At 75.3% G+C, this 19,280-nt stretch carries 16 protein-coding genes; 9 read left to right on the plus strand and 7 right to left on the minus strand.

Annotated elements, in window-relative coordinates; genetic code table 11:
- Positions 1-127: 127 nt before the first annotated feature.
- Positions 128-658, minus strand: a complete 531-nt coding sequence (locus tag IHE55_RS17830) for a 2-oxo-4-hydroxy-4-carboxy-5-ureidoimidazoline decarboxylase (RefSeq protein WP_197989927.1) — start codon at positions 656-658, stop codon at positions 128-130.
- Positions 659-1,705: 1,047 nt separating this feature from the next.
- Between IHE55_RS17830 and IHE55_RS17835 the strand changes: the two genes are divergently transcribed.
- The 4 genes from IHE55_RS17835 to IHE55_RS17850 all read left to right on the plus strand — a co-directional run bounded on the left by IHE55_RS17835 (position 1,706) and on the right by IHE55_RS17850 (position 7,008).
- Positions 1,706-3,103, plus strand: coding sequence for a beta-N-acetylhexosaminidase (locus IHE55_RS17835; protein WP_307826719.1), 1,398 nt, complete (start codon positions 1,706-1,708; stop codon positions 3,101-3,103).
- A gap of 536 nt (positions 3,104-3,639) precedes the next feature.
- On the plus strand, positions 3,640-4,650 hold the full coding sequence (locus IHE55_RS17840; protein WP_197989929.1) for a DUF4328 domain-containing protein: 1,011 nt from the start codon (positions 3,640-3,642) through the stop codon (positions 4,648-4,650).
- Positions 4,651-4,771: 121 nt separating this feature from the next.
- The gene (locus IHE55_RS17845) at positions 4,772-5,437 is read left to right on the plus strand and encodes an RNA polymerase sigma factor (protein WP_197992080.1); all 666 of its coding nucleotides are present in this window, start codon (positions 4,772-4,774) and stop codon (positions 5,435-5,437) included.
- A complete protein-coding gene (locus IHE55_RS17850; RefSeq protein WP_197989930.1) occupies positions 5,437-7,008 on the plus strand; it encodes a hypothetical protein in 1,572 nt (523 codons plus the stop codon). The genes IHE55_RS17845 and IHE55_RS17850 overlap by 1 nt, the downstream gene beginning before the upstream one ends.
- Before the next feature lie 537 nt (positions 7,009-7,545).
- Here the strand turns inward: IHE55_RS17850 and IHE55_RS17855 are convergent.
- Positions 7,546-8,499: a L,D-transpeptidase family protein gene (locus IHE55_RS17855; protein ID WP_197989931.1), complete on the minus strand. Its 954-nt coding sequence runs from the start codon at positions 8,497-8,499 to the stop codon at positions 7,546-7,548.
- 235 nt (positions 8,500-8,734) lie between these two features.
- Here IHE55_RS17855 and IHE55_RS17860 point away from each other — a divergent pair, with 235 nt between their 5' ends.
- Positions 8,735-10,324, plus strand: a complete 1,590-nt coding sequence (locus IHE55_RS17860; RefSeq protein WP_197989932.1) for an acyl-CoA mutase large subunit family protein — start codon at positions 8,735-8,737, stop codon at positions 10,322-10,324.
- Positions 10,325-10,463: 139 nt separating this feature from the next.
- Positions 10,464-10,673 (plus strand): hypothetical protein, encoded by a 210-nt coding sequence (locus IHE55_RS17865; RefSeq protein WP_197989933.1) that lies wholly within the window; start codon positions 10,464-10,466, stop codon positions 10,671-10,673.
- Positions 10,674-10,897: 224 nt separating this feature from the next.
- Here IHE55_RS17865 and IHE55_RS17870 read toward each other — a convergent pair whose 3' ends face one another.
- From IHE55_RS17870 to IHE55_RS17880, 3 genes are all read right to left on the minus strand, one after another.
- Positions 10,898-11,632, minus strand: coding sequence for a B3/B4 domain-containing protein (locus IHE55_RS17870; protein WP_197989934.1), 735 nt, complete (start codon positions 11,630-11,632; stop codon positions 10,898-10,900).
- Between the two features lie 332 nt (positions 11,633-11,964).
- A complete protein-coding gene (locus IHE55_RS17875) occupies positions 11,965-12,102 on the minus strand; it encodes an SCO1431 family membrane protein (protein WP_197989935.1) in 138 nt (45 codons plus the stop codon).
- Between the two features lie 535 nt (positions 12,103-12,637).
- Positions 12,638-13,387, minus strand: a complete 750-nt coding sequence (locus IHE55_RS17880; protein ID WP_197989936.1) for a FadR/GntR family transcriptional regulator — start codon at positions 13,385-13,387, stop codon at positions 12,638-12,640.
- Positions 13,388-13,530: 143 nt separating this feature from the next.
- Between IHE55_RS17880 and IHE55_RS17885 the strand changes: the two genes are divergently transcribed.
- From IHE55_RS17885 to IHE55_RS17895, 3 genes are all read left to right on the plus strand, one after another.
- Positions 13,531-14,043 (plus strand): gluconokinase, encoded by a 513-nt coding sequence (locus IHE55_RS17885; protein WP_197989937.1) that lies wholly within the window; start codon positions 13,531-13,533, stop codon positions 14,041-14,043.
- 79 nt (positions 14,044-14,122) lie between these two features.
- Positions 14,123-15,511: a GntP family permease gene (locus tag IHE55_RS17890; RefSeq protein WP_197992081.1), complete on the plus strand. Its 1,389-nt coding sequence runs from the start codon at positions 14,123-14,125 to the stop codon at positions 15,509-15,511.
- Positions 15,512-15,919: 408 nt separating this feature from the next.
- Positions 15,920-16,699, plus strand: coding sequence for a TRADD-N-associated membrane domain-containing protein (locus IHE55_RS17895; RefSeq protein WP_197989938.1), 780 nt, complete (start codon positions 15,920-15,922; stop codon positions 16,697-16,699).
- Between the two features lie 70 nt (positions 16,700-16,769).
- Here the strand turns inward: IHE55_RS17895 and IHE55_RS17900 are convergent, their stop codons facing one another.
- Both IHE55_RS17900 and IHE55_RS17905 read right to left on the minus strand, forming a co-directional pair.
- Positions 16,770-18,170, minus strand: a complete 1,401-nt coding sequence (locus IHE55_RS17900) for an alpha-2,8-polysialyltransferase family protein (RefSeq protein WP_197989939.1) — start codon at positions 18,168-18,170, stop codon at positions 16,770-16,772.
- Positions 18,170-19,147 (minus strand): glycosyltransferase family 2 protein, encoded by a 978-nt coding sequence (locus IHE55_RS17905; protein WP_197989940.1) that lies wholly within the window; start codon positions 19,145-19,147, stop codon positions 18,170-18,172. Before IHE55_RS17905 ends, IHE55_RS17900 begins: the two co-directional genes overlap by 1 nt.
- Positions 19,148-19,280: the final 133 nt, after the last annotated feature.

Genomic DNA, 19,280 nt, shown 5'->3' on the forward strand with positions numbered 1-19,280 from the left:
GCTGTCGGTCGGGCCCGGCCGGGTACGGTCCACCGGCCCTCGCCATCGTAGCGACGTGTTGTCGGTTCGCTCGCCCGGGGTCCGCAGGTGTGATCAAACAGCCACGTACGGGCTATCAGAAGAGGAGTTAACGGCTCATTTCGGACAGCTCGCACGGGGATGCCACCAGTCGGGCGAGTCGCGCACGGGCGATCCCCCGCAGTTCGCCGGCGGCGATCAGGCGCTCCTTCTCCGGATCGTGGCCGAGCCGGGTGCGGATTCCGGTCAGCACCGCGTCGAGCGCCTCGGCCGGATCCACCGTGTCCAGGCAGATCACGAAGACGTGCCCGAACTTCCGCTCGTACTCGGCGTGCGCCGCGGTCAGCGCGGTGCGCGCCGCAGCCCTGCTCGCCTCGCGGGCGCCGGCCGGCGGATACCGGGCCGGCTCGCGGGCCAGGGCCTCGGCGAGGTCGGCGGGGCTCAGCGCGCGGCCGGCCAGGTCGCCCGCCGCGAGCAGGGACGCCCGGTCCGGGTAGGGGCGGTGGCGGGCGAGCCGGCGGGCCCAGCGGCGGGAGCCGCAGCAGCTGAGCAGCGCCGTCTCGGCCGCGCGGCGGGAGGCGGCGTTGAGTCCGGCCAGCCCGATGGGAGGGTGCGGCCGCAGCACCGCGTGCGGGCCCATCAGCGGCGGGGCGGCGGTGCGCCCGGGGGTGTGGTGGGGCGTGGCGGGTGCCGGCGCGGGGGCCTGGGGTGTGGCGGGTGGGGCCGCTCCCGCTATGCCGCCCGGGGGCGGGCGAGGAGGGGGCGGGGGTTTCGCTGGACAGCGTGGGCTCCTCGGGCGCGCGTGGCGGGCGGGACGTCTGGTGCAGGAGCGAGGCCACCGTAACGGCGCAGGTGAAGGCCGTTTCGACGCATGCGCGAATTTCACCCGAACGGGAGGGTACGCGGCGTGCGGTGGACGTCTCGTCGGGTGCGCGGTCCGCTGAGAGGCCGTAACTTCGGGGAGGAAAAGCCTGTTCAGGGAAATCACTGTCATGACCTGACATGAGCTGACATGAGCTGTTGTGTGCCTCTGTGACCTGTTGTGTGCCGCTCGGATGTCGGGGCGGCACATTGCCGGAGCGGCGCGGCGCGGCGGACCGGCGTCACCGGCGTGAGGGCGCCGCCGGCGGGCGTGCGGGTGCCTGCCCGCCGGCGACGCTGCCGCCCCGGACCCGTACGGCGGTGCGTACGGCCGGGCGCCGGGCCGGTCACGGGCGGCACGGGCGGGCCGGGGCGGCGGGAGCGCCGTGCCGGGCCCGCCGCACGGAACCGGCGGCCGGCCGGAGGAGCGCCGGCCGGCCGCCACCAGGCCGATCGAGGAGGGCCGCCATGCCGGAGCCACCGCGGACACCGCGGACACCGCCGACACTGCTGCCGCCGCGGACGCCGTCGGCGCCCCGGACGTCGTCGGCGCCCCGGACGTCGTGGGGGCCGCGGGCGCGGGGGGCGGCGTGGCGGCGGCGCACGGCCCGGGCCGGGGCCGCCGCCGTGCTGGCGCTGGCGCTGACCGCCGTCGGCGGGTGCGCCGACGGTGATGGGGACGGTGACGGCGGCGGCCGGGAGACCGCCACCGCCTCGCCGGGCGGGCGCACCGGCACCACCACGCCCCCGCCGCTCACCACCACCCCGGAGACCACCCCCGGTCCCGCCCGCCCGCCGGGTCCCGCCGCCCGCCACCATCCCCTCGGTGCGCGAGGCGGACACCGTGGCGGGCGACGGCTGGCGGCCCGGGAAGGGCGGCCGGATCGTCGCCGACCCCGGCAGCCAGGTCGCCGACGAGGCCCGGATGCTCGCCGGCGAGCTGGGCATGGCCACCGGCCGGGGCCCGGCCCGCCGGGGTGACCTGGAACTGGTCCTCGACCGCGACCACCCCGGCGGCAAGGAGGCGTACACCCTCACCGTGCGGGACGGCCGGGCGCGGATCACCGGGTCCACCGACGCCGGCGTCTTCTACGGGACCCGGACGGTGCGCCAGGCGGTCCGCTCGGCCGGCCGGCTCCCGGACGGCGAGATCCGCGACCGCCCCGACCGGCCGCAGCGCGGCCTGCACCTCGACACCGCCCGCAAGCACTTCGACGCCGCCTGGATCGAGGCCCGGCTGCGGGAGATGGCGGACCTCAAGCTCAACCAGCTGGCGCTGCACTTCTCCGACGACCAGGGCTTCCGCATCGAGAGCGAGACGCACCCCGAGGTGGTCTCCGAACAGGCGCTCAGCAAGGCGGAGGTGCGGCGGATCGTGCGGCTCGCCCGGCGGCTGCACATCACCGTCATCCCGGAGCTGGACTCGCCCGGCCACCTGGGCGCGGTGCTGCGGGCCCACCCCGACCTCCAGCTGCGGAACGCCGCGGGCACCCCGGTCACCGGCGCGGTGGACATCTCCCTGCCCGGCTCGGCACGCATCGTGGACGACCTGGTGCGGGAGCTGGCGCCGCTCTTCCCGGGCCGCTACTGGCACCTGGGCGGGGACGAGTACCGGGCGCTGATGGTCACCGACCCGGAGGCGTCGTACCCCCACCTGGCGGCTGCCGCCCGCAAGCGGTACGGGCCCCGGGCGACGGTGCAGGACCTGGCCACCGGCTGGCTGAACGACCGGGCGGCCGTCGTCACCGAGCTGGGCAAACGGCCCAAGGCGTGGAACGACGGCTTCTTCCGCGGCGGCGTCGTCCGGCCCGACCGCGCGTTCGAGATCGAGTACTGGACCGGCAAGGAGATCGGCGCCCGCCCGCCCGCGGAGTACCTGCGCGAGGGGTGGACGGTGGTCAACCTCAACGACGAGTACCTCTACTACGTCCTCGGCCAGCCCAACCAGTTCGTCTATCCCACGGGGGAGCGGATCTACCGGGAGTGGTCGCCGGCGGTGCTGCGCGGCACCGGGCCGGTCCCCGCCGGGCTGGACACCGGACCCGGCCGGGTGCCGGGCGCGCGGCTCGCGGTCTGGGGCGACATCCCCGGGGCGCAGACCGCGCAGCAGGTGGCGGACGGCATCCGGCTGCCGCTCACCGCCCTCGCCCAGCGCCTGTGGGACCCGGCCCGCCCCCGGCTGAGCTGGCCGGCCTTCGTCTCCCTCGCCGACCGCCTGGACTGACCCCAGCCAGCCAGCCAGCCGGTACGGCTGGGTGGGGGCGGCCGGGTAGTGGCGCGGTGGGGCACGGCGCCGACGGACCGGGGACACCGCCGCGGCGGCCCCGGAGGGCACGGGCGGGGGACGCGGCGGCGAGGGCAACCGCGGACCCGGGCAACGCGCACGCCGGGAGCACAGGACATCGCGGACCCACCCGGGCAACGGGCCGGGAACGCCGACACGGAGAACGCCGGGACACCGGGGAAAAAGGGGACGGCCGGGGCCGCCACCCCCCACAGGAGAGGCCCCGACCGTCGTCCGGTAGGGCCCGCGTGCGGGCCCGTACCTCCTACAGCGTCACCCGCCCCGGATTCGTCACACCTCCGCCGCGACCCGCGGGCGCGACCACGGTGCGAACGGTGTGCGTCCGGTGCGCGGCCCGGCTCTGGACGTGGCCCCGCCGATGCCCGTAACGTGCAGGTCCGCGCCGTGGGCGCGGTCTGTCGTCATTTCTTGCGTGGCCCGGTGGTCCGGCCACGTCCCTGGGGGACGCGAAGAACATGTATCCGTGTGGGAGCTGCCACGCCGCCGCCGTCGGGCCGGACGGCCGCTGCGCGGCCTGCGGGACGTACCAGCAGCAGCTCCAGTACCCGGCCGGTCCGCCCGGCTACCCGGCGGCTCCCCCGATCGGCATGCCGGCCGCCGGGGTGGACCTGCGGCGCGGGCTGGCCACCACGCTGACCGTGCTGTTCCCGGTGGCCATCCTCACCCTGCTGCTGGTGCTCATCGCCCGGGGCGGCCAGTACGGGGCGGTCACCGACTTCCTCGACGAGCCCAGCCCCCAGGGCGTCGAGGACCTGGACGAGGCCGACGACTTCTACCTCGGCATGTCCGTGATCAACTTCCTGGTCCAGGTGCCGATCATCGTGGTGTGGGTCATCTGGTTCCGCCGGCTCCGCCTCAACGCCGAGGTGTTCGCGCCCGGCCGGCACCGGTTCGGCAGCGGCTGGGCGGCCGGTTCCTGGTTCACCCCGGTGGTCCAGTTCTGGTTCCCCAAGCAGATCGCCAACGACATCTGGCGGGCCAGCACCCCGCAGGGCCCGCAGGCCGTCCGGCTGGCCCTGCTCAGCGCCTGGTGGGTCGCCTTCGTGAGCGCCTTCGGGGTCGGCCTGGTCAGCAGCGTCATGTACGCGGTCGCCGAGGACAAGGCGGACCGGGCGGTGGAGAAGGGCAGCATCGAGGACTTCGAGGAGAGCGGCGACGCGCTGAAGGGCTCGCTGGGGCTGAGCATGGTGTCGCTGACGCTGCTCATCGTCGCCGCGGTCCTCGCGCTGCTGGTCATCCGTCAGATCACCAGGATGCAGGAGCAGCGCGCCGGGCTGGGACCGCAGCCCGGCGGCCCGGCCCCGTACGGGCCCCCCGGTGGCCCTGCCGTGGCCGGCCCGGACCCCTACGGGCAGCCCGGCGCGGCGCCTTACGGGCAGCCCGGCGCGGCCCCCTACGGGCAGCCCGCTCCGGGTGCGCAGCCGGGACCGTACCCGCCCTACGGCTCGGGCCCGGCGGGCCACTGAGCTTCGAGGGGCAGTCACGGCTGACTACGGCATAGGCGCCGACTACGGCGGTGGGTTCGGCGGCGGCATCGGCATCGGCATCGCGAGACCTCAATTTCTCCGAGTGGGGCAGGAAGAGGGCGTGCAGGGGGACGACGCGGAACTGACCGCCGCGGTGCGTGCGGCGCAGGACGGGGACGAGACGGCGTTCCGGACGGTGTACCGCTCGGTGCACCCGCGCCTCCTCGGCTATGTGAGAACGCTGGTCGGGGAGCCCGACGCGGAGGACATCACCTCCGAGGCGTGGCTGCAGATCGCCCGTGACCTGGGCCGGTTCAGCGGCGACGCGGACCGCTTCCGCGGCTGGGCGGCGCGGATCGCCCGCAACCGGGCCCTGGACCACATCCGGATGCGCGGCCGCCGCCCGGCCATCGGCGGGGACGAGACCGAGCTGGAGGGCCGGCCCGCCGACGCCGACACCGCCGACCAGGCGCTGGAGGCGCTGGGGACCGACCGGACCCTGGGCCTGATCGCCCGGCTGCCGCAGGACCAGGCGGAGGCGGTGGTGCTGCGGGTGGTGCTGGGGCTGGACGCCAAGAGCGCCGCGGCGGTGCTCGGCAAACGGCCCGGGGCGGTGCGCACCGCCGCCCACCGGGGGCTGCGGCGCCTCGCCGACCTGCTCGGCGGCGCGGGCGGGGGTGACGCGGCGGTCCTCGACGGGGTGCCCGCGCAGCGGGAGTCACACAGCGGTACGGCCGGTGCGGCCGGTGTGACGGATTCGCGCACCCGAACGCAGAAGGACATGTGATGGCCGACGACCACCGCTACGACTGGTTGGACAACGAGGCCGTGGAGCGGTTGCTCCGCGGCGAACCGGTGGACACGTGCCGAAACAACACCGAAGCCGACGGGCAGGCCCGGGCCGACGCCGACCGGCTGGCCGCCGCCCTCGGCGCCCTGGCCGAAACCGCACCCCTGCCCGACGGTCCGCTGCCGGGTGAGGACGACGCGGTCGCCGCCTTCCGCGCGGCACGCGCCGGGACCGCCGCCCGGGGCGCGGCCGGTGCCCCGGCGGCCCACGGGGTGCGGGGGGCCGGCGCCCGGCTCGGCCGCGTCGTCGACCGCCCCTCGCGGCTGCGCCGTCCGCTGCGGGCCGGGATGGTCGCGGTGCTGGCGGGCTGCGCGTTCGGCGGGGTGGCGGTGGCCGCCGGCGCCGGGGTGCTGCCGTTCGTACCGAACACCGCCGAGCCCCGGCCGGCGACGAGCGTCAGCGCGGCGGAGAACGGGGGCCCCGACGGCGGCGTCGAACCCGAGCTGTCCGGGCGGCCGGCGACCCCCTCCGCCGGGACCACCGGCGGCACCCGCCGCACCGGACCCGACGGACGGCCGGACGGGGAACGGGAGGGCGGGTCGCCCTCCCCGTCCAGGGGCGGCGGACACGGCACGGCGGAGGAACCGGACCCCGACCGGGCGCCCGGCACCACCGGACCGACCACCCCGGACCGGGAGCGCGGGCGCTGGCTGCGGACCGTCTGCCGGCAGTACCTGGCCGGCGACCTCCCGGAGATCGACCCCGACAAACTGCGCAGGCTGGAGCGGGCCGCGGGCGGCCCGGCGGCGGTGCGCCGCTACTGCGAACAGGTCATCCACAAGGGCCGCCCCGGTGACGGCGCCGGCCAGGGCGGCTCGGACGGCGACGACTCCGGCGGCCGCGGCGGCGACGGGGACGGCGGCGACCACGACCACGGCGGGGACAAACCCGGCGGCGAGGACGGTGGCGGCGAGGACGGCGACAGGGGAACGGGGCCGCCCGTCCCCGCCGCCCCCGCCTCCTCCGCCGACCCCCACCCCGACGGAGCCTCCGCCGCCCGCCTCCGGCACGCCGGCCACGCCCGGCCCCGGTGCCGGGGGCGGCCCGGAGACCGGCGAGGGCCCGGCGGGGTCCGGCGCACCGAGCGGCTCCGCCGCCCCGCCGTCCGCCGCACCGTCCGCCCGGTCGTCCGGGAACGCGCAGGCCGCGGCCCGCTGACGCCGCCGGTGGCGGGCGCGGCCGTCCGAGGCGAGGTCCGCATACGTGGAGCGGCCCCGGGTCTTCGGGCCGTGCCCCGGCCGGCCCCCGCTCGCGACATGTCCGTCCCCGGGCCGGTGGCGTGCGACCGCGGACCCGGCCTGCGAGGCGGCCCGCTTCGGCCCGGGTCCGGCGCCGGCCCGGCCCGGTGCGCATCGGGACCGGTACGCGTCCGGACCGGTACGCATTCGGCCGGGTCCGCGTCCGCCCCGGCGCGTACCCGGTTCCGTACCGAGGCGGTCCGGCCGCGTCCGACCGGGGACGTACCCGCCCCGCAGGCCCGCCCGGCACCGATCCGCCCCGGTGCGTAGCCCGGACCGCGGCCCGGCCGCCCACGGCCCCGGCAGTTTGCCTGGCGCGCCTCCGGCGAAGGGTCCGCGCCCGGGGGAGGGGTCCGGGCGGTGCGGCGCGAGCCGGCGCCTCCGGCGCGCAGCCCCGGCGCGCCCTTCCGGCGCGTGACCCCGGCACGCCGCCCGGAACCGAACCCGGACCGGCCCGCCCCGGTACCCAGCCCGGCCTGCGGCCCGGCCGTCCACGGCCGCGGACCCGGCACCCGGCCCGGCACCCGGCCCAGCCCGTTCGGCGGCGCCGTGCGGCGGAGCGGTACGGCGGGGAGAAAAGTTGTTTCCCGGGACGTGTGACACTTTCGGCCGCGGTAACGCTGTAAGGAACGGGCCGACTGGTCATCGGCCGCGCGGACGCCGGGGTTCCCCCCGTACCTACGGCTCCGCGCATCCTGGCGCGGGTGGGACTCGTTCCCCCGGTCCCACCCGCGCCCCCTTCCGTCCGGTGGTCCGGAACGTCCGGGGGCGCCAGGTGGTACGGGCCCTCGGCCCGGTGATGGCGGCCTAGCGGTAGACGATCACCTTGTCGCCGTTGCGCACCTGGCCGAACAGCTGGGCGATCTTCTTCTTGTCACGCACGTTGACGCAGCCGTGCGAGGCGCCGTTGTAGCCGCGGGCGGCGAAGTCCTTGGAGTAGTGGACCGCCTGGCCGCCGCTGAAGAACATCGCGTACGGCATCGGCGTGTGGTAGATCGTCGAGACGTGGTCGCGGCTCTTCCAGTAGACCTTGAACGCGCCCTCCCGGGTGGGGGTGTACTGCGAGCCGAAGCGCACGTCCATCGCCGCCTTGACCTTGCCGTTGACCATCCACGTCAGGGTGCGGCTCTTCTTGCTGATGCACAGCGCCCGCCCGGTCAGGCAGCGCTTGTCCGGCTTGGCGATCGGCCGCGTGGTGGACGGGTACAGCTGCTCCCGGGTCGGCTTCTTGGTGACGCGGTTGAGCGCCTTCCAGGTCAGCGGCCCGGCGTTGCCGGTGGTGCGGATGCGGTGCTTGCGCTGGAAGGCGACCACCGACTTCTGTGTGACCGGCCCGAAGTAGCCGGTCGGGTTGAGGTGGAAGTGCCCGGCCTGGAGCAGCCGGGCCTGGAGCTCCCGGACCTTCACCCCGGACGAGCCCGGTGCCTGCACCCCGGCCTGGCCCCCGGCCAGCGTGGTGATGTCCGCGCCCGGCTTGCCCTCCGCGGTGCCGGGGAGCACCCCGGCGCCCGACAGCGGGCCGCTCTCCAGGGCCACTTCGCGGTCCGCGGCCCGTTCGGCCGCCCGCTCCGCCGCCACCACGTCCTGCTCGGCGCGGGACAGCAGCTCGCCCCCGGCCCGCGACCGGTCGGTGTTCTCCCGGTCCTCGCCGCCGGAGCCGGTGGCGCCCGCGCCGCAGCCGGCCGTCAGCGCGGCGGCCGCCGCCACGGCCACCGCGGCGCGAAGCACCGTCGTCCGGTGCGCCCGAGGTCTTCCGTTCATGTCGTACCCCTCCCTCTGCCCTTCTCTGCCCCCATCCTCTGATGCCCGGACCCGAACAGGAGCGAACATCGGATAATCCCTTACCACATCGATAAGTTGGGCCGTCGGGGCGGGTACCGGCGCGCGCCGGCGCGCGCCGGGCGGATCCGGCCGCCGGCGCGGTTAGAGTCCCCGGCGTCAGCACCTGCCGACGCCGGGCAAGGGCCCCGGCGCACCAGCCGGGAGGGCGTGAGCCATGGCGCGCGAGTCGGAGTCCGGTCTGCCCATCGAGCCGGTGTACGGTCCCGGCGCCCTCGCCGGCTGGGACCCCGCCGAGCGGCTGGGGGAGCCCGGCGGCTACCCGTACACCCGCGGCGTGTACCCGACGATGTACACCACGCGCCCCTGGACGATGCGCCAGTACGCGGGGTACGGCTCGGCCGCGGAGTCCAACGCCCGCTACCGGCAGCTCATCGAACACGGCACCACCGGGCTCTCCGTCGCCTTCGACCTGCCGACCCAGATGGGCCACGACTCCGACGCCCCGCTCGCCCGCGGCGAGGTCGGCAGGGTCGGGGTGGCCATCGACTCGATCGAGGACATGCGGGTCCTCTTCGACAGCATCCCGCTGGACCGGGTCTCCACCTCCATGACCATCAACGCCCCGGCCGCGCCGCTGCTGCTGCTCTACCAACTGGTCGCCGAGGAGCAGGGCGTGGCCGCCGCCGCGCTCACCGGCACGGTCCAGAACGACGTGCTCAAGGAGTACATCGCGCGCGGCACCTACATCTTCCCGCCCGCCCCCTCGCTCCGGCTGACCGCGGACCTGTTCCGGTACTGCCGGGAGGTGATGCCGCGGTGGAACACCATCTCCGTCTCCGGCTACCACATGGCGGAGGCCGGGGCCTCGCCCGCGCAGGAGATCGCGTTCACCCTCGCCGACGCCGTGGAGTACGTGCGCACCGCGGTGGCGTCCGGCATGGCGGTGGACGAGTTCGCGCCCCGGCTGTCGTTCTTCTTCGTCGCCCGCACCACACTGCTGGAGGAGGTGGCCAAGTTCCGGGCCGCCCGCCGCATCTGGGCCCGCACCATGCGGGAGGAGTTCGGCGCCCGGGACCCCAGGTCGCTGATGCTCCGCTTCCACACCCAGACCGCCGGGGTCCAGCTCACCGCCCAGCAGCCGCAGGTGAACCTGGTGCGGGTCACCGTGCAGGCGCTGGCCGCGGTGCTCGGCGGCACCCAGTCGCTGCACACCAACGCCTTCGACGAGGCGCTCGCGCTGCCCACCGAGAACTCCGCCCGGCTGGCGCTCCGCACCCAGCAGGTACTGGCCCACGAGACCGATGTGACGGCCACCGTTGACCCGTTCGCCGGGTCCTACGCGGTGGAGTCCCTCACCGACGCGCTGGAGGAGGCGGCGGTGGCCCTGATGCGCCGGGTGGACGAGCTGGGCGGCGCGGTCGCGGCCATCGAACAGGGCTTCCAGAAGGCGGAGATCGAACGGAACGCCTACCGGATCGCGCGGCAGACCGAGTCCGGGGAGCGGGTGGTGGTCGGGGTCAACCGCTTCCGGGGCCCGGAGGACGAGCGGTACCAGCCCCTGCGGGTGGACCCGGAGACCGAGGCCCGGCAGGTGCGCCGGCTGGCCGAGCTGCGGGCCCGGCGGGACGGACCGGCGGTGGACCGGGCGCTGGCGGCGGTCCGCGAGGCCGCCGGGTCCGCGCCGGGCACCGCCAACCTGCTCCCGCCGATGAAGGAGGCGCTGGCGGCCCGGGCCACCGTCGGCGAGGTGTGCGGCGCGCTCCGGGAGGTCTGGGGCACCCACGTCCCCGACGACGCCCGCTGACCGTCCGGGGTCCGCCGGACGCCGCCGGTCCGCCGGTCCCGTCGGTCCCGCCGGTCCCGTCGGTCCGGCGGCGGTCCCGGGGCCGGCGGCTTCGCGCGGAGGCCGGGCGGGGCCGGGGCGCGGCTGCGAGAATGGCGGTATGTCCTCGCCGCGCCGCGCCTGCCCCGTCTGTACGCGCCGGATCGCGGTCGTCGGGGGGCGCTTCGCCCGTCACGACCCGCCCGGCCGCCGGTCCGGCTTCGACCTGGTGTCCTGCCCCGGGTCCCGGCGGATCGCACCGCTGCTCCAGGAACCGCCGCTGTTCGACGGGACGGAGCCCCCGGTGCCGGGTCAGCAGACGCTGTTCTGACCGGGCGGCCGGTACCGGGGTGCGGGCGGTTCCCGCGGGCGGTCCAGGCGGACGGTCTTCGGGGTGCGGGCGGTTCCTGCGGGCGGTCCAGGCGGACGGTCTTCGGGACGCGGGCGGTTCCTGCGGGCGGTCCCGGGATGTGGGTGGTCCCCGCCGGCGATCGGTTCCGCGGCCGGGCGGCCGGCCCGGCAGCCGGTCGGCCGGCCTGGAGGCCGGGTGGTCGGCTAGAGCAGCCGGGTGGTCAGCGCCACGTCCGGGGCGAGCGCCGTCAGTCCCTCGCACAGCGCGTCCCCGGCGGCGGTCAGCGCCCGGTCGTCCAGCGCGCCGAGCGCGTCGAGGATGAAGACCGCGCGGGTGGTGTCGAGGGTGAGCCGGGTCCGGGTGCACTGCCGCCAGTTCCAGCGGCGGCAGGTCACCCCGGCGTCGTCACGCCAGATCACCTCGCCCGGCGCCGGGTGCTCGACCACCGGCTCCCCGGCGGCGGTGGTGTCGAACTCCTCCGTGCCGTCCGCCCGGGTGAGCAGCGCGGGCCCGGCGTACCGGTCCAGGTCCTCGCCGCCGATGGGCAGCACATGGGCGACCGAGACCGCGTTGTACACGTCGGTGATCCGGTCCACGCGGGGCAGACCGGCGTCGGCCCGGCGGAGCAGCGCGTCCGCGCTGGGCCGGGTGCGCTGTGGCTTGGCGCCGAACGCGCGGAACGCCTCCCGCCAGGCGACCAGGTGCGGATGCTCGGCCACCGGTGCGCCGTCCCCCGCCTCGGCACGCCGGACCCGCTCGCGGACCGTGGCCTCGGCGGCGGCGAGCCGGGCCTCGCTGGTGGCGTCGGAGGGGCCCGGCCGCAGTCCCTCCGCGACGATCAGGAGCGCGCGGTAGTCCGGGCGCAGCTCACCGACGGACCGGTCGATCGCCGCCTTGTCCAGCCAGTTCCGGGCGTCGGACGTCACCGCGTCGGACATCGCCGCTCACCTCGTCGTTCGGTCTAAGCGGTGCCCGCGCACGGCGCCCGGCACCCCTGGATCAACGGAATGTACCAGGGGTACGGACCGGTGAACCGTGGTCGTCCGCCCGGGCGGATCCGGCCCCCGGCCCGCCGGCCGTCCGGCGTGCCGGGGCCGTTCCGGCGTGCCCGGCCGGATCGTCGGGACCGGCCGGATCACCGCGACCGTCGTGCACTCGGTACGGCCCGTGCGGTCGGTACGGCCCGGTGCGGGCCGTCACGGCGGTCCGGCCGCGTGACCGTCCCCTCGCGACCGGACCGCCGGACCGGGTTTGCGGACGGGCGGATGGGTCAGAAGAGCCCGAGGCGGGTGACGAGCATGGCGACGACCACCACGAGCGTCCACCCGGCGAGGTGCTCGACGAGCGTGGGGCCGTCGGAGGGGCCGCCGGTGCGGGCGAGCATCCGGGGTGCGGTGATGTCCGTCATGGTGTGACTCTCTCGCTCGGTGCGACGCCCGTCGGGGCGGCGAGGTGGTCGGCCGGGGGCGCGCGTCGTGCGCCAGGTACGCCGTCGCGTCGCCGCACCGGTACATCGCGGCGTCGCGCTATTCGGTGCCTCCCCCGCCGCCGTCCAGGTTGCGGCCCGAACCCGCCCCCGTAAAGGCGCGTCGGGCTTCCGGTGGGCAAAAGTGGCCGAACTCACCAGATGCCGGGCCGTTCCCGCCGTGCCGGCCAACTCGCCCCCCGGCGGCCCCTCCGTTTCGGCCCGCCCCGGCCCCGGCCCCGCGCGGCACCCCGCCTCTCCCGTACGGCTCCCGCCTCCGACGCGTAGGGTCCGGGCCCCGCCGCGAACGGTCCGCGCCCCGTACGGGTCCGGCCCCGCCCCGTACGGGCTTCGTGGGTGTACGGCTCCGGGCCCGGCCCGCCCCGTACGGGTCCCGCCGCGTACGACCGGCCCCCGCCGCGTAGGCACCCGCACGCGGAGGGGCCCCGGGCTGCCTCAGGGGAGCGCGCCCGGGGGCTCAGGGCGCCAGGATGTCCAGTTCCGCCATCGCCCCGGTGGTGATCTCCCGGGTGTACCGCTCCGCCGCCGCGGCGTCCCGCTCCCGGACCGCCTCCGCGACCCGTACGTGCAGGGTGACCGCCGCCGGGTCGGGGTCGGTGAACATCACCTGGTGCTCGGTGCGGCCGGTCAGCACCTCGGCGACCACGTCGCCGAGCCGGGCGAACATCTCGTTGCCGGACGCCCGGAGGATCACCCGGTGGAAGGCGATGTCGTGCACCAGGTACGCGTCGAGCTGCTGGCCGCGGGAGGTGGCCACCATCCCCAGGGCGTGCTCGGTCAGCTCCGCACAGTGCTCGGGGGTGGCGAGCCCGGCCGCGAGCGCCGCGGCCATCGGCTCCACCGCGCAGCGCAGCACGGTCAGCGAGCGCAGCTGGCGGGGGCGGTCGCCGCCGGCCAGCCGCCAGCGGATCACCTGCGGGTCGAAGACGTTCCACTCGTCGGGCGGGCGCACCGTCACCCCGACCCGGCGCCGGGACTCCACCAGGTGCATGGACTCCAGCACCCGTACGGCCTCCCGCACCACGGTGCGGGAGACGGCGAACCGTTCTTCCAGTTCGTCGGTTCGCAAGACCGTGCCCGGTGGGTAGTCGCCCGCTGTGATGGCCGGTCCCAGGGATGACAGCAACCGGGCGTGCAGTCCGCCCGCGCCCGCTTCCGTCGTGTTCCGCCCGGCGCCCGCGGCGGACCCGGCCCCCTGGGTCTCCATGGTGGTCAGCCTACGCGGCCCGCCTGCGAGCCAATAAGTATGACTTTTGCATCACAGACTCTTGAATACGTCGTATCACTGAGGTTGAGTGTGCGCGGCGCGGGACGAGGAGGTCCCCCGCCGGCGAGACAGTGAGGTGTTCCATGCACGCAGACCGGGTCGTCGTCGTCATGGGGGTGTCCGGTACGGGCAAGTCCACCGTCGGCGCGCTGCTGGCGGACCGCCTCGGCGTCCCGTACGCCGAGGGGGACGCCTTCCACTCCCCGGCGAACATCGCCAAGATGTCCGCCGGGACCCCGCTCGACGACGCCGACCGGCTGCCCTGGCTGGACGCCATCGGCGCCTGGGCACGGGACCACCGGTCAACCGGCGGAGTGGTCAGCTGTTCCGCGCTCAAGCGTTCCTACCGGGACCGGCTGCGGGCCGCCGCGCCCGGCCTGTTCTTCCTCCACCTCACCGGCGACCGGGACCTGATCGCCGAGCGGATGGCGGCCCGTACCGGCCACTTCATGACCGGCGCGCTGCTCGACTCCCAGTTCGCCACCCTCGAACCCCTGCAGCCCGACGAGACCGGCCTGGCCCTCGGCATCACGCCCGAGCCGCCGCTCATCGCCGACCGTGCCGCCGCCACCCTGCGCCAGGCGCGCACCGACTGACCGACCCCCCCTGCCGGGCCGTGCCCATCCACCCCCTACGGAAGCGAGTGGAACCGCCGTGACACCCTCCGCAACCGGCATGCTCGCCGCGAACGCCACCGAACCGATCACCTCGGCCGGTCACGCGCAGCTCGGCATCGCCGTTCTCGTCGGCATCGCCGTACTCACCGTACTGATCAGCAAGTTCAAGCTGCACGCCTTCCTCGCCCTGACCATCGGCTCGCTGGTGCTCGGCACCGTCGCCGGGGCCGCGCCGGAGAAGGTCATCTCGGCCTTCACCACCGGGCTCGGGAACACCGTCGCCGGGGTGGGCGTCCTCATCGCGCTCGGCTCGATACTCGGCAAACTCCTCGCCGACTCCGGCGGGGCGGACCAGATCGTCGACACCATCCTGGCCAAGGCCGACCGCCGCACCATGCCCTGGGCGATGGCGCTGATCGCGGGCATCATCGGGCTGCCGCTCTTCTTCGAGGTCGGCATCGTGCTGCTGATCCCCGTGGTGCTGCTGGTCGCCAGGCGCGGCAACCACTCGCTGCTGCGCATCGGCATCCCGGCGCTGGCCGGCCTGTCGGTGATGCACGGCCTGGTGCCGCCGCACCCCGGGCCGCTCGCCGCCATCGACGCGGTCGACGCCGACCTGGGCGTCACCCTCGCGCTGGGCGTGCTGGTCGCGGTGCCGACGCTCGTCATCGCCGGTCCGTTCTTCTCCCGGTACGCCGCCCGGTGGGTGGACATCGCCCCGCCCGAGACGATGATCGGTGCCGCGGCGGCCGACGCCCCGGGCGAGGGCCCGGCGCGCCGCCCCAGCTTCGGCGCCACGATCGCCACCGTGCTGCTGCCGGTGGTGCTGATGCTGATCAAGGCGCTGGTCGAGATCGTCGTGGACGACCCGGAGGACTCCGTGCAGCGGGTCACCGACGTCATCGGCGAACCGCTGATCGCGCTGCTCGCGGCCGTGCTGGTGGGCCTGTTCACGCTGGGCCGGGCGGCGGGTCTGGACCGCGCCCGGATCAGCCGGACCGTGGAGACCTCGCTCACCCCGATCGCCGGCGTGCTGCTGATCGTCGGCGCCGGCGGCGGCTTCAAGCAGACGCTGATCGACATCGGCGTGGGCCGGATGATCCTGGACATCTCCGAGGACTGGAACGTCTCCGCGCTGCTGCTCGGCTGGCTGATCGCGGTGGCGATCCGGCTGGCCACCGGCTCGGCGACCGTGGCGACCATCTCCGCCGCCGGACTGGTCGCCCCGCTCGCCGCCGACATGAGCACCACGCACACCGCGCTGCTGGTCCTCGCCATCGGCGCCGGATCGCTCTTCTTCAGCCACCTCAACGACGCGGGATTCTGGCTGGTGAAGGAGTACTTCGGGATGAGCGTCGGCCAGACGCTGAAGACCTGGTCGCTGATGGAGACGGTGATCTCGGTGGTCTCGCTCGTCTTCGTCCTGCTGCTGTCCCTGATCATCTAGCGCCCCGGCGCCGCGCCCCGGGACGGGCCCCCGCCGGCCCGGGGCACCGCCGGTCCGGGTCCCGCCCGTCCGGAACACCAACTGCCGCCCGGCCCCGTGCCGGGCGGCGGCGTTCCCGGCCCGGCCGGTCCCGCCCCTGCCCGCGGCGTCCCCGGTCGGCCTGCTCCCCGTCGGGGCCGACGACCCGCCCGGCCGTCGCCCGCCACCCGCCGTGCCCGGCCCGTACCGGCGGCCGCCTGCGACCGTTCCCCAACGGCGCGGGGCGCGGGCAACGGCCCGTTGGCCGCCCGTCCGGCGGCGACGTGCCCGGGTGGCCGTACGGCGGCGCGCCTGCCGGTATATCGGACGATGAGACCTTACGCTGGAGTAACGAACCCCTACGGTGAGTAACTGGGATTGGGGGTAACGATGTCAGCGGAACGCTTCTTCCCGGCACACCGACCCGTCGATCACGACCGGGGCCGGGTCCGTCGGGATCCGCACCGCCCGCACCATGTGGTGATCAGCGGCGGTTCCGTGGTGCAGGTGGTGGGCGGGGCCGACGCCCCGCCGCCCGGCCCGGGCCCGGCCGCCGGCGGCACCACGTCCGGCCCGGGGTCGCACCAGCCGGTGCCCACCTCGGGGGTGCCCGATCCCCGGGCACCGGGCCAGGTTCCGGCCGGGCCCGCCGATCCGAGGCAGGACTTCTTCGTCGGCTTCCTCGGTCAGGCGCTCGGGCAGGCCCGCACCACCTTCCGGCTGAGCGCCCTGTTCATGTCGGCCGGCGCGGTGCTGGTGCTGGTCGGCGGCGCCCTCGCCCTGGCCAGCGCCGGTGACCCGCAGGCGGATTACCTGCCGGTGGCCACCGCGCTGGGCGGCGTGATGATCACCGGTGGCGGCGGGGCCTTCGCCCTCCGTGCCGACCGCGCACGCCGTCACCTGGCGGAACAGGCCGAGCGGGTCCACGAGTCGATGCGCGCGGACCTGACCCTGGGTCAGACGCTCGGTCTCATCGACCGGGTGGACGACCAGGCGCTGCGGGACCGGCTGAAGTCGGTGACCGCGATGCGGGTGCTGGGCCTGGGGCCGGACCCGGACACGGTGACCGGGCGCCTGCTGCCGCAGGCCGTGGAGCCCGGCGCCGCGGAGGGTGAACGCCCGGTCGGCGGACCGTCGTGGGGCCCGGCCGGCCCGGTGGCCCCGGGCTGACCGGCTCCTCCCCGGGCCCGGCCGGATGTCCGGCCGGGCCCGGGTCAGGCCGGTCCGGTCCGGCCCCGGATCACTTCCCGGCCTTCTTCTTGATCTTGCGCTGTACGGCGCGGGCCCGCTTGGCCACCCGGCGGACCGTCTCGTTGCGCGGGATGAAGCCCAGCTGGGAGGGCATCGCCCCGGGCAGCGCCAGCGCGGTCAGCCGGCGCCGCTTGAAGTAGCGCCAGGTGTGGTCGTCCAGGCTGAGCGCGAGGTACCGCTCGGCGGCCGGCCGCAACTGCGGGTACAGCTGCGCCTGCATGGCGAACCCGACCGCGGTGACCAGCCCGGTGAGGTCCTTGTCCCGCACCGCGTGCGCCGTGGACGCGGGCGTCCAGGCGGCGACCGCCGCCCGGTCCTCCAGGTCCGGCAGGAGCGCGTCCACCACGGTCACCGGGATGCGGTTGCTGTTCTGGTACGGGGTCAGCCGCTCCAGCAGCACCTCGGTGCCCAGCCGCGCGGCGGGCAGCCCGTAGAAGGTGGTGGCGGTGAGCAGCGCGGTGGAGAAACAACCGACCACCAGCGCCGGCCGCATCCGCTGGTACAGCACCTCGGCCAGGACCGGGGTGTCCACCACGGTGAGCGCCGCGCCCAGCTCCCCGGCCTCCTTCTCCAGCATCCGCGACCAGCGCGCCGGGGCGGTGGGGTGCGGCTTGAAGACGATGTTGCGGTGGCCCAGCGCGTAGGCGCCCCGCACCATCCGGACGTGCAGCTCCTCCTCTTCCTCGGGGGTGAGGATGTTGAGCGCCGACAGGTACTGGCCCAGCAGCAGGGCCGGCCGCTCCGCCGAGGTGCTGAGCGCCTCCAGCTCCCGGTCCGGCACCGCGTGCGAGAGGTCGGAGAGCACCTTGGTGAAGGTGTCGGTGGGCACGATCTCCGGCTCCACGCCGAACTCGGTCAGCAGCAGCGGCTTCAGCCCCGGGACCAGGTCCAGGTGGAGCAGCCGGCGGATGCGGGTGCCGATCAGCGGGTCCAGCTTGTTGCGGGTGGGCCCGTAGCTCATCAGCCCGTCCGCGTAGACCTCCAGCGGGGAGTCCGGGAAGAGCCGGGCCAGCGCCAGCGCCGGGTCGACCTGGATGGACTCCAGGACCAGCTCCACCCGGTCGTCACCCAGGCCCCACAGCAGCCGCAGGTAACGCTCCCACATCGGCACGTCGTTGCCGCGCGGCGACCACCCGCCGGGGTGGAACGGGCGGATCGTCTCGTTCCACGACAGCACCCGGTCGAACCGGTCCCGCAGCTGCTCGAAACCGGCCATCTCGTCCAGCGACGGGGCGGTCTCCGGCACCGCGGCGTTGTTGCTCACCAGCAGCAGCCGCCGGTCCGCCGCGGGGAACATCTCCGCGTCCAGGGCGGCCGCGATGGTGGCCACGCCGTACAGGGTGGAGGCGAAGAAGATCTGGGTGCGCCCTCGGGCACCGGTCGCGGGCATCAGGCCGCCACCTCTCCGGCCACGGTCCGCCGGCGCAGCCGCCGGAGCCGTGCGGCACGTTCGTAGTCCATGGAGTCCAGCGCCGCCTTCAGCACGTCCTGCGGCATGCGCCGCATCGCCGCCGCGCTCATGGTGCGCAGCTTGCGCGCGACAGCGGGTTCGAACCGTTCGATATTCCCCAGGTGGTGGGAAATGATCGCACAATAGGTGCGCACGGCTTTCGGGAGCAGCCGGTCCGCCTCCCGGTCCCGCGCGGTTTCCTCAATCACCTGATCGAATGCGCGAATGAAATCGAGCTGCCGCACATCACCGATCTGGGTGAGCGACGTGCTCACCCCCCGCCGGTAGAAGACGCCGAGCAGCCCGACCACCGCGAAGGTGCGCGCCTCGCGGTGCAGCCGCCAGATCCACGGGCGGTCCTCCGCGGTGCGCAGCCCGTGGGTGAAATGCAGCAGGCCCTGGTCGGCGAGGCGGCGGTGGTAGATGCCCGCCCACGCGAAGGCGTAGTCCACGGAGGTGGAGCGGTCGGCGGGGAGGATGGCGCCCCGGGGGTCGAGCACCTCGTCCCGCCGGCCCACCGGCACCCGGTGCACGCTGCGGCCCCGGTTGGTGCACTGCACATGGTCGGTGCGGACGAAGTCCACCCCCAACCCCTCGATGGCGCCCAGGAGCTGCTCGTAATACCCGGGGGCGACCCAGTCGTCCCCGTCCAGGAACGTCAGGTACTCGCCGCTCGCCGCGTCCAGTCCCGTGTTACGGGCGGTGGCGAGCCCGCCGTTCTGCTCGTGACGGACCAGTACGGCCCCCGGCAGCTCGCGCCGGGCACGCTCCAGGATGTCCGGCGTCCCGTCGGCGGAGCAGTCGTCCACGAGGATGAATTCGAAGTCCTCACGCGCGTTCGCGCGCAGACTTCTGAGGGTGTCAGGGGCATAGGTCTGCACGTTGTAGAACGGCACGATGACGGAGAGCTTAACCACTCGGGTGACGCTAGGTCTCCGTCCGGCATTCGTCTTGACCTCCGTCGTACTTGAAGGTGAACGAAGAACGACGGAATGGTTAACCCGGTGCTCCGGCCTGCCGATTCTCCAACCGTCGATGTGCTGTTAACCG

The sequence above is a fragment of the Streptomyces pactum genome, assembly GCF_016031615.1.
GTDB lineage: Bacteria > Actinomycetota > Actinomycetes > Streptomycetales > Streptomycetaceae > Streptomyces > Streptomyces pactus.